We start from the raw sequence: 13,616 nt of genomic DNA, 5'->3' as shown, positions 1-13,616 counted from the left end.
TGCCGGTCCACTGCGCCCGTCCGCCGGGGCGCCGGCCGGGAGTCGGTCCGCCGGGGCCAGCCGGATGTCTAGGCTGACGGCATGACCACCTCCGCCGGCCCGACCGGCACCAGCGCCGCTCCCGTACGGGTCCTGCTCGCCGACGACGAGACCATGATGCGCGCCGGGGTGCGGGCGATCCTGGCCGCCGATCCGGACGTCGAGGTGGTCGCGGAGGCGGGTGACGGGCGCCAGGCCGTCGAACTCGCCCTGGGGCACAGGCCGGACGTCGCCCTGCTCGACATCCGGATGCCACGGCTCGACGGGCTCGCCGCCGCGGAGGAGCTGCGGCGCGTGACGCCCGGCACGGCGGTGGTCATGCTCACCACCTTCTCGGAGGACGAGTACATCGAGCGTGCCCTGGGCGCCGGGGTGAGCGGGTTCCTGCTGAAGTCCGGGGACCCCAGAGAGCTGATCGCGGGCGTGCGGGCGGCGGCCCAGGGCGCCGCCTGCCTGTCCCCCGAGATCGCGCGACGTGTGCTCGACCGGCTCGGCGCGGGACGGATGTCGCGGGCGGCGGAGGCCCGGACGGCACTGGAGCCGCTGACCGCCCGGGAGCGGGAGGTCGTGGCGCTGGTCGGGGCCGGCCTGTCCAACGCGGAGATCGCGGCGCGGCTGTACGTGGTGGAGGGCACGGTCAAGGCACATGTCAGCGCCGTCCTCGGCAGGCTGGAGCTGAGGAACCGGGTGCAGTTGGCGATTCTGGCGTACGAGGCCGGGCTGGTGGCCGACACACCCTGATCGTCAACTTCGAGTTGACGACAGCGTCGCGTCAACCTAAGGTTGTCGCATGACCGATCCTGTGCGTCTCACGCATCCCGTGCGCCTCGACGATCTGATCGAGGCGATCAAGAAGGTCCACTCCCAGCCGCTCGACCAGCTGTCGGACGCGGTACTCGCCGCCGGTCACCTCGGCGACATCGCCGACCACCTCATCGGCCACTTCGTCGACCAGGCCCGCCGCTCCGGCGCCTCATGGACCGAGATCGGCACCTCCATGGGCGTCACCAAGCAGGCTGCCCAGAAGCGTTTCGTGACCAAGCAGTCCGACCAGCCGCTCGACCTCGATCCGAGTCAGGGCTTCGCCCGCTTCACCCCCCGCGCCAGGAACGTCGTCGCGGCGGCCGCCAACGAGGCGCTCGCCGCCGGCAACGCCTTCGTCGGCCCCGAGCACCTCGTCCTCGGCCTGCTCGCCGAGCCCGACGGCCTCGCCGTGAAGGCGCTCGCCGCCCAGGGCGCCGACCCCGAACGGATCCGCGCCTCGGCGACGACGGCACTCCCGCCGGCCGCCGACGAACTCCCGGAGATCGCCCCGTACGACGCGCGTGCCCGCAAGGTGCTGGAGCTGACCTTCCGTGAGGCACTGCGCCTCGGGCACAACTACATCGGCACCGAGCACATCCTGCTCGCCCTGCTGGAGGCGGAGGACGGCAGCGGGCCGCTGGCGTCGCTCGGCGTCGGCAAGGAGGCCGCCGAGCAGTGGGTGACCGACACCCTCGCGGCGTTCATGGCGGCGAAGCAGCAGCAGTAGGGCAGGCGCCCCACTTTCGTCGGGGGCCCCGAACGCGGGGTCCCTGACAGGGTGGGGGCATGCGCAGAGAGAACGCCCGTGAAGTCCTCACCGACCTGGCGCTGTGGGCGGTGCTGGCCTTCTGCGTCCTGCTGCGCTCCGACCCGAACGACGGCGGCTCATGGTGGTGGGTCGGCACCGGCGTCCCCCTTCTCGGCCTCGCGGTCCTGCTCTGCCGGTCGTGGCCGCTGGTGTCCCTGGTCGTCGCCGTCTCCCTCAGCGCCTGGCAGACACCGGAACTCTTCACCGCCTCCTACGCACCCGCCATGGCCGCCTTCGGGTATCTCTCCGGCCGCCGCACGGCGACCGCCCGCACGGCGCTGGTCACCTTCGGCTCCGTCGCGCTCGGCGGGCTCGTCCTCGCCCTGGCACTGGAGGACCTCTGGACCTGGTTCGCCCTGCTGATCACCCTGCTGCTGGTGGTCGTCGTCCCCTGGCTGTTCGGCCGCTACGTCCGCCAGTACGCCCAACTGGTCTCCACAGGCTGGCGGCTGGCCGAGCACATGGAACGCGAGCGGGAGACCGCCGCCGACCGCGAACGGCTGCTTGAACGCTCCCGTATCGCCGGGGACATGCACGACTCACTCGGCCACGACCTGTCGCTCATCGCGGTACGGGCCGCCGCGCTGGAGGTCGACGCGAGCCTCGGCGAGCGGCAGCAGCTCGCGGCGCGCGAGCTGCGTCAGGCGGCGGCCGACGCCACGGCCCGGCTGCGCGACATCGTCGGCGTGCTCCGGGAGGACGGGGCGCCGGCACCGACCTCGCCGAACGGGGAGACGGTGGCCGCGCTCGCCGAACGGGCCCGGGATGCGGGCCTCGACGTCACCCTGGACGAGGGCACCGCGCAGGCCCCCGCCCTGCGGCCGATGACTGCCCGGGCGGTCCACCGCGTGGTCCAGGAGTCCCTGACCAACGCGGCCAAGCACGCTCCGGGCGCACCGGTGCGGGTGTCCCTGGCGTCCGCAGGGTCCACCCTCACCGTCACGGTCACGAGCGGCCCGGCCACGGGTGCCCCGTCGCCCGGGAGCGGCTCCCCCGACGGCGCCCCGTCGCCCGCTTCTGGCGGCACGGGCCTCATCGGTCTCGACGAACGCGTCCGCCTCGCGGGCGGCACCCTCACCCACGGCCCCGACACCGACGGCTTCACCGTCACCGCCCGGCTCCCGCTGTCGTCGGACGCCGCCCCGGTGCCGCCCGCCCCCACCACGGCCGGCGAACTCCACGACGCCCGGCGCCGGGTGCGCCGCAACCTCCTCCAGGCCGTCACGGTCCCGTTCGCCGCCGGCCTGGCGCTGGCCCTGCTGATCCTCGGCTTCCGCTTCTGGAGCGACTCCCGCACCGTGATGGAGCGTGCCCAGTACGACCGCATCCGCGTGGGCGACACCCGCGCGGATGTCCTTACCCGCCTCCCCCGGCTCTCTCTGGACGGCCCGCCGTCGGGCGTCCAGCCGGAGCCGGCGGACGCGGGCCGCTGCGAGTACTACCGCGCGAAGAAGTACGAGACGACGCCGGCGTACCGGCTCTGCTTCAAGGACGACCGCCTGACGTCGAAGACGGTCGTGACGGACGTCGACAACGAGGAGGACCGCCCCCGGTGACGCCGGGGACGGCCCTGGCCCGTCATGGAACGCGCTTTTGCCCCAGCCGGTCGGCCGGGCCGCCGGCGGCTACTTGATGCCGAGGAGCTGCTCCAGCGGGTCGATTGCGAAGTAGACGAGGAACAGCACCGCGGTACCCCACAGCAGCCAGTGCACCTCACGGGCCTTGCCCAGGCACGCCTTGATGACCACGTAGGCGATGAAGCCGGCGCCGATGCCGTTGGTGATGGAGTAGGTGAACGGCATGACGACGATGGTCAGGAAGGCGGGGACGGCGACGTCGTAGCGGTCCCAGTCGATGTGCCTGACCTGGGTCATCATCAGGAAGCCGACGGCGACGAGGGCCGGGGCCGCGGCCTGGAGGGGCACGATCGTCAGGACGGGGGCGAGGAAGAGGGCGAGGGCGAAGAGACCGCCGGTGACGAGGTTGGCGAAACCGGTACGCGCACCTTCACCGACACCCGCGGCGGACTCGATGTACGTGGTGGCGGACGAGGAGGAGGCGGCGCCGCCCGCGACGGCGGCAGCACCGTCGATGAGAAGAACGCGGCCCAGGCCGGGGACCTGGCCCCGCTCGTCGAGGAGTCCGGCTTCGGCGGTGACACCGACCACGGTGCCCATCGTGTCGAAGAAGTCGGACAGGACGAGCGTGAAGACGAGCAGGACCACGGTCAGCACGCTGACCTGGCCGAACGAGCCGAAGAGGTCGAATTCGCCCAGCAGGGCGAAGTCGGGGGCGGCGAACGGCTTGTCGGGCAGCGAGGGCGAGGTCAGGCCCCAGGACTTGACGTCCGCCAGCTCGTTGACGACGACGGCGACGATCGTCATCAGGACGATGCTGATGAGAATGGCGCCCTTGACCTTGCGTGCGAGGAGCACGATCGTCAGGAGCACGCCGAGGCAGAAGACGAGCATGGGCCAGCCGGTGAGCGCACCGGTGCCGAGCTGCACGGGCACGGTGGTGTTCGCGGCGTCCGGGATACGGGTGACGAAGCCGGCGTCCACGAAGCCGATGAACGCGATGAACAGGCCGATACCGACGCTGATCGCTTGTTTGAGGGGCTGCGGGATCGCGTGCATGACGGCCTCGCGCAGACCGGTCACCACGAGGACGCAGATCAGCAGGCCTTCCAGCACGATGAGGCCCATCGCGTCGTCCCAGCCCATCAGGGGGGCGACCTGGAAGGCGACGACGGCGTTGATGCCGAGGCCCGCGGCCAAGGCGAGCGGCAGGTTGCCGCCGACACCCATGATCACGGTCATGACCGCGGCCACCAGGGCCGTGACGGTGACCAGTTGCCCGGCGTCCAGCTGCTCGCCGAACTTGTCCTTGGCACTGCTCAGGATGATCGGGTTGAGCACGAGGATGTACGCCATGGTGAAGAACGTGGCGAACCCGCCGCGTATCTCCCGGCCGTATGTCGAGCCACGTTCGGTGATGCCAAAGAACCGGTCGAGCGGGCCGCCGGTTCCGGTGGGCGGCGCGTCGGCCGGGCTGGTCGCGCTGTTCTGCATGGCGGCGTCTCCTGGGCCTACAGGTGGGAGAGAGGGATGACGGGACCGCGGAGAAAGCGCGTTCACGACTGTTGTGCGAACACACATGCGGCACCTCGCGAGCGGATCATACGTGGCCCGACCCGGTACACAACCAGCCAGTGAGCGAACGGGAATTGACACCGTCGATCACTCATGTGGTTTCCTACGAAATCCCTGACGACCTATCCCGCATAACGGGATGCAGGCGACAGCGACCATGGAGTAGCGGCGAGTAACTGCCTACTCTCGCACCGTGCATCCACCCCTCCCCTTCAACGCGCGCGCCGCCCGCACTCTGCGCGAGAAACTCGGGATGGCGCACGGCCACGTCGCCTATGGCATGCGCGCCTCCTACGGCATGACCCACATCACCCCCGACCATGTCGCGGCGTGGGAACGCGGCACGGCCCTGCCCACCGCCGACGAACTCACGGCCCTGGCCGGCGCCTTGTGGTGCGCCCCCGGTGAACTCATGGGTCACGCCCGCACCCTGCGCGAGCACCGCCTCGCCCGCGGGCTTCCCGTCGAGGACGTCGCACGTGCCACGGGCCTGACGCTCGACGCCTACCACCGCATGGAAGAGACCGGCCTGTGGACAGGCGACAAGCGCCAGTCGGCCGCTCTCGGCAGCGTTCTCGGGCTTCCGCCGCGCGACTTCATCGCCATCACCGGCCTCGAGGACGAACTGGCCCGTCTCCTCACCGAGGCGGTCTCCACCCGCTGGCAGGCCCACATCCGCGCCATCGCCAAGCTCGTCGCCATCGATCGCCGCAACCTCCAGGACCCCCTGCGCACCATGCAGCAGGACTACCAGACCCTCCTGGCGGCGACCCTCAGCCGCGCCGGCGGCAGCACGGCCTCCGGCGAGGACGGCCGGCGCTACGTCGAAGAGATCGTCGACCACTTCTGGGCCCTGCTCCCGGACCACTGAGCGGGCGGCCCGCCGCCGAAAGCTGTGAGGCTGCTCCGTGCGGGCGCCGGGGCGTCCGCACGTCAGCCGAGGACGAGTCCTACCTCGTCCGCCAGTTGCCGGGCGGTCGGGTTCGTCGCGAGCGCCGGGTGGTCCGCGACGGCGACGGCCAGTTCGCGCCTGATGAAGTCGCGCCCCGCGTCGACGAACTCGTCGACGCGGCACACGACCTCCTCGTCCGTGTAGGTGGGTGACAGCACGAGGTCGTCACCGCGGCGCACGATGCGGATGCGTTCGTCGTTCTCCGTGAAGTCGATCCAGTCGTACGCCACGCCGTCCCGGGCGGACTTCATGACGTCCCGGACTCCGTAGAAGGCGTCGAAGAGCGGCGTCCAGCCCCAGGGAGGGCTGATGTCGATCCCTCCGTGCTCGATCCGCCAGGCGCCGAGGAAGCAGTACCACCGCAGGTCTCTACGGGAGACGGCCGTCAGGTCCACGCGGGACTCGTATCCCTGCGGGCCGTACCAGGCGTCCGCCGAGTAGGCCAGGTGCATGCTCGTTCCTCCCTTTCACCGTTCCACCGTTTCAACGTCGATGCCGCTTCCGAAGAGGAGGCCGCCCCCGGTTGCACCAGGGGCGGCCCTCTCCTGCCGTACGCCGGCTCAGGTCACTGCGTCCGGACGGCCCGGGTGGCGAAATGCACGGGATCGAGCCGGAAACCGGGCTCGTCGTCCGTGAACCGGGACACCCCGACGGCCACCTTCGAGCAGACGACCCAGCTGAGCGAGTCCTCACTGCGCAGCACGAGCGCCAGCAGCGGGTTCGGACGCGGCTTCAGAACTCCCGTGGCGGCGATCTCCGCCATTACAGTATCGTCCGCCGTCTCCAGGCTGAGGCCGCGGAAGGACCGGCCGATGTTCATCCGCTCCACGGCTTCGAAGCGGAGACCGATCGGTTCCATGTCCTGTCCCTGTCCCCCGGGGGTACGGATGAGGAGCTGCGAGTGCCCCACCCCGTAGATCCACAGGCGGAACCTGAGCGGACTCGACCAGAGGACCTGCCCCCCGGCGTTCGGGCCGTCATTCAAAGGGATTCGCCACCTTTCTCCCGTTGCGGTACCAGGTGACCCGGTTCCAGGCACCCGAGGACTGGCTCAGCCGGTACATCTCCCAGCGCGTCGCTCCCTGCATCTCCGGGGCCGGCTTGAGCGAACTGCCCAGCTTGGCATAGGCCACGGGGTCGTCGATGCCGTCGAGGTTGACGTGGATGCGGGTCTTCCCGTCCTTGAGGAAGTTGTTGACGTGCTCGTACCACCAGGAGCTGTCGTCCCACTCCTTGTAGGTGGTGGCCCCGCGCTCCATGGCGAAGATGTCCAGGGCCATGTCGTCGCCGTCGACCTCCTGCTTGCCCAGGGCGATGTCGTCGCAGTTGTGGACGAGCACGGGAGTCGTCCCGGCCGCCACATAGTAGGCGTGGACGCCGGCGATGGTGAGGTCGTGCGTGCGCTGGCGCTGGTCGAAGAAGTGCTGTCCGGTGAGCTGGATCCGCTCGCCCTCCGGGGTGAGCAACTCCATTCCGGGCCGCAGGTCGCCCGCCTCGATCCACTTCTGCTCCGACGCCACCCAGAACGGGTGGGTGACCGTCGTGGTGAGCCGGGAGGCGCCGTCGGGGGTGGCGACCTTCAGCTCCACGAAGTGCTTGTCGTCCTCCGTGACGATGGTCCGGACGACTTCGCGGGCCGAGTTGTCGCCCGTGCCGGGGTCCGTCACGGTGACCTTGTCACCGAGTACGACGTCCTTGATCTGTTTGGACGACCCGTCGGCCATCAACACCTTCGCGGCGGGCAGGAAGCTGTGGTTCTCACATGAGTCCTTGTCCCGTTTCTTCTTGTCCGCCTTGGCTTTCGCCTTCTTGGACTTCTCCAGGGCGTCCTTGGCGTTGTCGACCCGCTTCTCCGCCTTGCGCAGATTGCTGATCGAGTCGTAGAGATCGTCGATCAGCGTGAGGGCCTTGTAGACCTTCTTGCCCTTGATCAGCACCTTCAGCGCCGATCCGACCAGGAGGGACGCCACTTCCGCGGCGGCCTTCAAGCAGGTGCCGATCGCGGGGTTCGAGGCGCAGTCCTGCAGCGCGCTGACCCCGACGATGTCCTTGACCTCTTCGATGATCTTCTCGGTCACCTGCGAGACGGCGTACTCGGCGACGCGGTGGTTCGACTCCGCCGCCGCGACTTCCTGCTCCTCCTTGGACGGCTTCGGCTTCGGGTCGCCGAACTCCCAGCCGTTCGGGCCCATACGGCAGGTGATGAGCCCTTCCCAGCACTCCGCGGGAATCGCACCCGTCGGGTCGGAGAACGTGACGGGAGAGTTGTTGGCGTACGCGTAGCCGTTCATCTGCTGCGCGTTGCCGAAGTCGATCAGCGGATCGACGGAGATGAACTTGCCCAGGGACGCGTCGTATTCACGTGCGCCCAGATGTGTGAGCCCGGTGCTCCTGTCGAGCGTGCCTCCGACGAAGCCCTTCTCGGTGGGCCACGAACCGGGCTCCGCACCGCGTGCGTTGCCGTACGGGTCGAAACGCCTCTGCGTCACGGCGCCGGTGGTCGCGTGGACGGAGAGGTCACCGGTGTTGTGGTGGTCGGCGGACAGGAAGGTGACCATGTTGTCGTCGGTCCGTACGGCGACGTCCTGGCCCGCGTGCGAGTAGGTGCGGGTGGCTTCGGCCTTCGTGGCCCCGGGCTTGAGGCGCAGCTCCATGCCCGGCAGGTAGACCGTGGTGCCGTCCGCGTCCTTGCGCTTGAGGCGGTCACCGTTGGGGCCGTAGACGAAGGTGGTTTCCGAGGCCTCGTTCTGCGGAGTCGTGACGTCGTCGGGGTGCGCGACCTTGGACAGCTTGCCGCCGACGTCCCAGGAGAGCGTCTCGGTGTTGCCGCCGATGGTCCGGGTCTCCATGTTGCCCGCGGCGTCGTAGCCGTACGAGGACTGACGGTTCCCCGTCGGAGTCTGCTCGACGACCTTGGTCACCGCGTGCGGTCCGGCCGGCCCCTCACCGTAGGTGAAGGTCCGGGTGACGTCCTTGGTCGCGTCCAGGCCGATGTCGTGCGACACGTCCTGGGTGCGGTTGCCGACCTCGTCGCTCCGGTACGACGTCCAGTAGGCGGCCGGGCCTCCGAGGGCCTGGCTGCCGGGCGCCGCGGAACACGCGGCGGGCGCGGTCCCGTCGACGGGCGCGATCGTGCCGACCGTGCCCGAACCCGTCGCCGCCTCGGTGTTCGCGGCAGGGGTCCACGCCTCCGACAGACGCCGGTTCTGGTCGTACTGGAAACACTGGACGTCGGGCGTGGGCGCCCCCGCGCCGATGTCGGAGATGGCGAGGACGTTGCCGGACTTGTCGTAGCTGTACCCGGTCTCCTTGACCGGTCCGCCGGTCGAGCCCGCGACGTCGACCACGGCACGGGTGACGCGCTTGGTGCCGCGCTCGTAGTCGAAGGTCTGCCAGACCTTCTTGCCGCCGGTGTTCTGCTCCAGCTGCAGCAGATCGGTGGTCGGCGACCACACGGTGCCCGTGATGTACGTGGACAGGCCCTGCATGGTCACGGGACGCTGAAGTTCGTCGTACCCGTAGGTGAGCACCTCGGCCTGGAGGCCGCCGGCCGCGGGAAGGCCCGCCGTCTGGACGGTGCCGTCCCTGTTGTAGGTGTTGGTGAACAGATAGGTGCCCGCCAGGGCTCCCTCGGAGGCCGGCACGACGTGCGCCGTCTTCAAGGGCCGGTACTGATCGTCGAATGCCTGGACGGCCGTCCCGAAGTATTCGGTGGCGCTGGTGTACCGCAGCGACGCGTACTGCTTGCCGAGCGCGCCGACGCGGTCGTAGCGGTTCTCCGTGAGCTTCTTGCCCCCGGAGACCGGACCGTCGTAGGTGGCCAGGACCCTGCCGAGACCGTCGTAGGCCGTCGTCACGGTGGTGTTGCGACCCTCGTGCGTGACGGACACGACCCGGTCCGCGTCGTCGTATCCGGTGATCTTGGTTCCCGCGTCGGGGTCGACGCTCTTCACCTGGCGGCCGCGCTGGTCGTAGTCGAAGGACCAGACGTTCTGCTGGGCGTCGGTCACCGTCTCGAGCTGCCCCGAGGGCGTGTAGGTGTACTTCGTCGCGGTGTACGACGAGGGACCGGAGGACAGCGGGCTGCCGCTCTGGTACTGACGCACCTCCGTCACCTGGCCGGACGCGTCGGTCAGCGAGGTGGTGGGCACACCGCCCTGCGGCGGGACGACGTGGGTGCGGTCGCCTTCGTGCACGGTGGTCGTACGCCACTGCTCGACACCGGACACCGCGAAGACGGTCGCGGTCAGACGCCCCATGTCGTCGTATTCCTGGCGCGTCTGCGACTCGACCTCGCCGTTCCGCACGATCAGCAGCTGGTCGGACGGCGCTCCGGCGGCGTTGTAGGTGTCGTAGGCGAGCTTGAGCTTGCCGCGGCTGTCGTAGAAGGTGTCGGCCACCAGGCGTGTGCCGTTCGGCCCCTGCGCCTGGCGCTGGCGCGCCCTCAGAAGGCTGTCGTAGAGGCTGTACTCGGTGGAGTACGAGCCGCCCTCCTCGACGATCTCCGTCTTGACGGCCAGGGGTGCGTCCTTGCGGACCAGATAGCTGTACTTGGTGTTGGGGGTCTGGTTCTCCGCCTTCTTACGGTCCTGCAACCAGACACCCGAGATGCGTCCGAGGCCGTCGAACGTCATGTCGGTGCGCTTGCCGTTGGGGTCCTGCTGGCCCTTCGACTGCCCCCAGGCCGGCTCGTAGTCCGTCAGGGTGGCGTGGCCGAGGCTGTTGGTCGCCTTGATCTGCGTCGTCAGGCCGTTGACCATCGTGTAGCTGGTCGTGGTGCGCCCCGAGCCGGGGGTGGTGGCGGACGTCGGGCGTCCGTAGGTGTCGTAGCCGTTCTTGAAGGTCTCCTGGTAGGTCGCCGTGGTGCCGTCGTGCGACGCCAGACGCTCGGCGGACGTCTCGAGTCCCCGCGTCGGGGCAGCGCCGTGGGCCAGGTTGTCGTAGTAGCTGCGGACGTCGGAGAGCACCTGGGTCTTACGGTCGGGTGTGACCGAGCAGGCGACGGACACCTCCTCCACCCGCTTGACGCGGTCGAGGAAGTTCTGACCCGCGCCGGTGTTGTCCGCGTACCAGGTACGGGTACAGGTGTCGTCCTTCGCGGCGGCGTCCTTCTCCGCCTGGGTGGCCCCCTCCGGGACGACCCGGCCGAAGTCGTTCACCTGTGTGACACGGCCCGTGCCGGTCGCCGTGTCGTACGTGCTCTCGGAGCGCGACTCGCGCCAGCCGCCGGCCTTGAGGGCGGTGAAGCCCCGCGTGACGGAAGGCTTGACGACCGTCGCCCGCAGGGTGCCCCAGCTCTTGGTCTGGATGGCGCTGTGGTGCTTCCACGGCTTCTTGATCACCTTGGTGGCGACCGCACCCTCGCTGAACGCCTGGGTCTCGAGCTCGAAGCCGGTGAAGTCCTCGTCGTCCGTGTGAACGGTTCCGGTGGAGTCGGTGACCGTGGCGGCGACCGTGCCGCCGCCGGCCTTCTTGTCACCGTTGAGGCCCTGGAAATAGGTGTAGTCGACGCGGCTGCGCTGCACGTCCTCGGAGCCGCTGGTGACGGTGACCTTGCCGTACCCCTGCCACTCACCCCAGGTGAGGAACTTCTCGGGGGTGATGCCGTCCGCCTTCGAGTGCCGCCAGCCCGCGGGGCCGTTGTAGTCGTAGCGGGTGACCATCCGGTCGCCGCCGCCGGTGCGGTCCGTCTCCACGATCTCGGCCACCACGTACTTGTGGAACCAGTCGTCGATCGGCTCGATGTGCCCGGGCGCCGCCCACTTGACGGGATAGCAGCGCTTGGTCGACCCGCCCGGCTGCGGCAGGGTGGGCACGGTGCATTCGGCGGGGGCGAAGTTGATGTCCAGCTGGGCGCCGGTCTCGCTGATCACCGTCGCCAGACGGTAGCGCTTGAACGGTGCGATGTTGTCGCCGATCGCGTCGACCCGGTTGTCCAGCTGCTCGCCGAAGAGTTCCAGCGAGGGCACCTTGGCCACGGCTCCGACCCGGCCCTCGTGGTCGATCTGGGACAGCCACAGCGTCTTCGAGTCGTCACCGTTGTCCAGGAACAGGTGCGTGAACAGCCAGGCGTCGACGTCCTGGTAGGCCGTCGCGTCCTTGCGCATCTGGGTGACGACGGCCTTGAGCCGCTTCGTGGTGAAGAACGTCGGCGAGACCTGGTCGGAGCCGCACTTGACCGACGCCTTGCACTCCCGGTCGATCGGCACGTCCGGCCAGCGTGCGGCATTGGCCGATGTCCGCTTGCTCTCGGCACAGTCGAAGGAGGTGTCCGGCAGACAGCGCTCGGTAACGTCGAAGACGACGCGCGCCGGTGCCTTGGCCGCGTAGGCCTGCCCGTCGCGCTGACCGTAGTCGATCCGCTTCAGGTACCCGCCGCGGTCGTACGCCGTGCCGTTGACGTCGGTCTTGCCGTTCAGGGCGTAGTGGTTGACCTCCTTGGCGTAGTAGTGGGAGACGACGTTGTCGTGCGGGTCCTTGACGTAGTCGAGGTTCCAGCGCCAGGCCTGCTTGCAGTGGGCGCTGGTGAACGTCGCGTTGTAGCAGGGTTCCCCGGAGTCGTCGCCGAAGACGGGCAGCGTCCACACGGACGATGTCTCTTCGTTGCCGGCCGCCCAGCCCGGAAGCCGGTTCAGGCCGAAGTAGTACTCCTTGCTGTCCGGGGTGGTGATCCGCCAGTGCTCACCGTCGTTGTCGCCGTTGGTGGCTCCGGTCAGCTTCTCCACCTTGGAGCCGTCGGAGTTCGACAGTCGCCACTGGCCGGTCGCGTCGTCCTTGATGATCTGGGACGCGCTGCCGTTGAGCATGATGGTGGCGTTGTCGAACGCCCAGCACTGCTCGGCCGAGCCGTCGTGGCCGTCCTCGGTGCACGGCTTGTACTGACGCTCGATGTACCCGGACTCGTAGCTGAAGCCCTCACCGATCCAGGAGCCCTGGTTGTTGGTGGCGGACGTGCGCCCGTCGGTGGACTGGGACTGGTACGAGAGCCCCACGGACGGTGCGAGCCCTCCGGCCACCGGCACCGTGCGCATGGGGTAGGACCAGGAGAAGCCACCGGTGGAGCGCGCGACGCTCCAGCTCGCCGACGGCGAGAGGGAAGTCGCTCCGTAGGTCCCCTGGGAGGAGGAGGTCCCCGCGGCCAGTGCCACGAGGGACGCGCCCTGCACCGCCATCGTGGAGGTGCCGGCCGGCTCGGCGGCCGGGGCCGTGATCTCCGCCGAGGCGGTGTTGCGCACCGGGTCGTTCACCGTGGGCAGCGGCGTGGCGAGCTCGGGGCACGCCTTGCTGCCCGGTTCGGCGACCGCGGCGCAGGCGGGAAGCTGCACGAGGCGCAGCCGGGCTCCGTAGGAGCCTCCGTACGCCTCGTCGAACGCCGAGTAGTCCACGGACAGGCGGACCTTGGCGCCGGTCGTGGCGTCGTCCGCGCGCTGGACCCGCAGTACCGCACCGGCTCCGAGGTCGGCGGCCCGCTTCGCCGGCAGGACGTCGACCTTGACCCGGCCGGGCCCGGACGTCACGCCCGAGGCCGCCGCGCGCCCCGTCTTCGCCTTCGGCTGCACGGCGGCGACCGCCACCGGCAGCCCGCCGACCGTGACAGCCTGCGCGCCGCTCGCGGTCACGGCGACCTCGCCGCTGCCGCCCTTCGGCCACGTGGCCTTGTCGAGGCGGGTGACGGCGGCCTTCTTCGCCGGGTTTCCCGGCCGGGGCTTCGCCTTGGCGTCCCTGCCCTTGAGCGGGTCGATGTCCTGGACGCCGGGCCGGCCGCGGCCCGGTTCCTCGAGCGGCACGGCCTCGACCGTGGTGCCGGTCAGGGCGATGGTCACCCCGAGAGCGGTGGCTGCGAGCAACCGCCCTGGTATGC

Annotated in this window: 8 protein-coding genes; 4 read left to right on the top strand and 4 right to left on the bottom strand. The window is 69.7% G+C overall.

What is annotated here, in order from left to right; translation table 11 throughout:
- Positions 1 to 81: 81 nt before the first annotated feature.
- The 3 genes from ACWGH4_RS07160 to ACWGH4_RS07150 are packed head-to-tail and all read left to right on the top strand — an operon-like array spanning position 82 to position 3,207.
- Entirely contained in the window at positions 82 to 780 is a 699-nt protein-coding gene (locus ACWGH4_RS07160; RefSeq protein ID WP_453456736.1) for a response regulator, read from the top strand.
- Positions 781 to 829: 49 nt separating this feature from the next.
- Positions 830 to 1,570: a Clp protease N-terminal domain-containing protein gene (locus tag ACWGH4_RS07155; RefSeq protein WP_441266081.1), complete on the top strand. Its 741-nt coding sequence runs from the start codon at positions 830 to 832 to the stop codon at positions 1,568 to 1,570.
- A gap of 59 nt (positions 1,571 to 1,629) precedes the next feature.
- A complete protein-coding gene (locus ACWGH4_RS07150; RefSeq protein WP_453456732.1) occupies positions 1,630 to 3,207 on the top strand; it encodes a sensor histidine kinase in 1,578 nt (525 codons plus the stop codon).
- Positions 3,208 to 3,276: 69 nt separating this feature from the next.
- Here the strand turns inward: ACWGH4_RS07150 and ACWGH4_RS07145 are convergent, their stop codons facing one another.
- Positions 3,277 to 4,722: a solute carrier family 23 protein gene (locus ACWGH4_RS07145; RefSeq protein WP_441266083.1), complete on the bottom strand. Its 1,446-nt coding sequence runs from the start codon at positions 4,720 to 4,722 to the stop codon at positions 3,277 to 3,279.
- 274 nt (positions 4,723 to 4,996) lie between these two features.
- Between ACWGH4_RS07145 and ACWGH4_RS07140 the strand changes: the two genes are divergently transcribed.
- Positions 4,997 to 5,674, top strand: coding sequence for a helix-turn-helix transcriptional regulator (locus ACWGH4_RS07140; protein ID WP_453456728.1), 678 nt, complete (start codon positions 4,997 to 4,999; stop codon positions 5,672 to 5,674).
- 62 nt (positions 5,675 to 5,736) lie between these two features.
- Here ACWGH4_RS07140 and ACWGH4_RS07135 read toward each other — a convergent pair whose 3' ends face one another.
- The 3 genes from ACWGH4_RS07135 to ACWGH4_RS07125 all read right to left on the bottom strand — a co-directional run bounded on the left by ACWGH4_RS07135 (position 5,737) and on the right by ACWGH4_RS07125 (position 13,602).
- Positions 5,737 to 6,207, bottom strand: a complete 471-nt coding sequence (locus ACWGH4_RS07135) for a hypothetical protein (protein WP_453456726.1) — start codon at positions 6,205 to 6,207, stop codon at positions 5,737 to 5,739.
- Between the two features lie 113 nt (positions 6,208 to 6,320).
- Positions 6,321 to 6,614 (bottom strand): hypothetical protein, encoded by a 294-nt coding sequence (locus ACWGH4_RS07130; protein WP_441266086.1) that lies wholly within the window; start codon positions 6,612 to 6,614, stop codon positions 6,321 to 6,323.
- 118 nt (positions 6,615 to 6,732) lie between these two features.
- Complete coding sequence (locus ACWGH4_RS07125; RefSeq protein ID WP_453456722.1) at positions 6,733 to 13,602, bottom strand: RHS repeat-associated core domain-containing protein; 6,870 nt, start codon at positions 13,600 to 13,602, stop codon at positions 6,733 to 6,735.
- Between the last annotated feature and the right edge of the window lie 14 nt (positions 13,603 to 13,616).

The organism is Streptomyces sp. NPDC054847 (assembly GCF_053610925.1).
Note: the sequence above shows the minus strand (reverse complement) of the source record. Positions and strands in the feature narration are given on the sequence as shown.

Excerpts from the sequence above, each read along its gene's own strand:
- ACWGH4_RS07160 (WP_453456736.1), top strand. The coding sequence starts at position 82 with ATGACCACCTCCGCCGGCCCGACCGGCACCAGCGCCGCTCCCGTACGG.
- ACWGH4_RS07155 (WP_441266081.1), top strand. The coding sequence starts at position 830 with ATGACCGATCCTGTGCGTCTCACGCATCCCGTGCGCCTCGACGATCTG.
- ACWGH4_RS07150 (WP_453456732.1), top strand. The coding sequence starts at position 1,630 with ATGCGCAGAGAGAACGCCCGTGAAGTCCTCACCGACCTGGCGCTGTGG.
- ACWGH4_RS07145 (WP_441266083.1), bottom strand. The coding sequence starts at position 4,722 with ATGCAGAACAGCGCGACCAGCCCGGCCGACGCGCCGCCCACCGGAACC.
- ACWGH4_RS07135 (WP_453456726.1), bottom strand. The coding sequence starts at position 6,207 with ATGCACCTGGCCTACTCGGCGGACGCCTGGTACGGCCCGCAGGGATAC.
- ACWGH4_RS07130 (WP_441266086.1), bottom strand. The coding sequence starts at position 6,614 with ATGGAACCGATCGGTCTCCGCTTCGAAGCCGTGGAGCGGATGAACATC.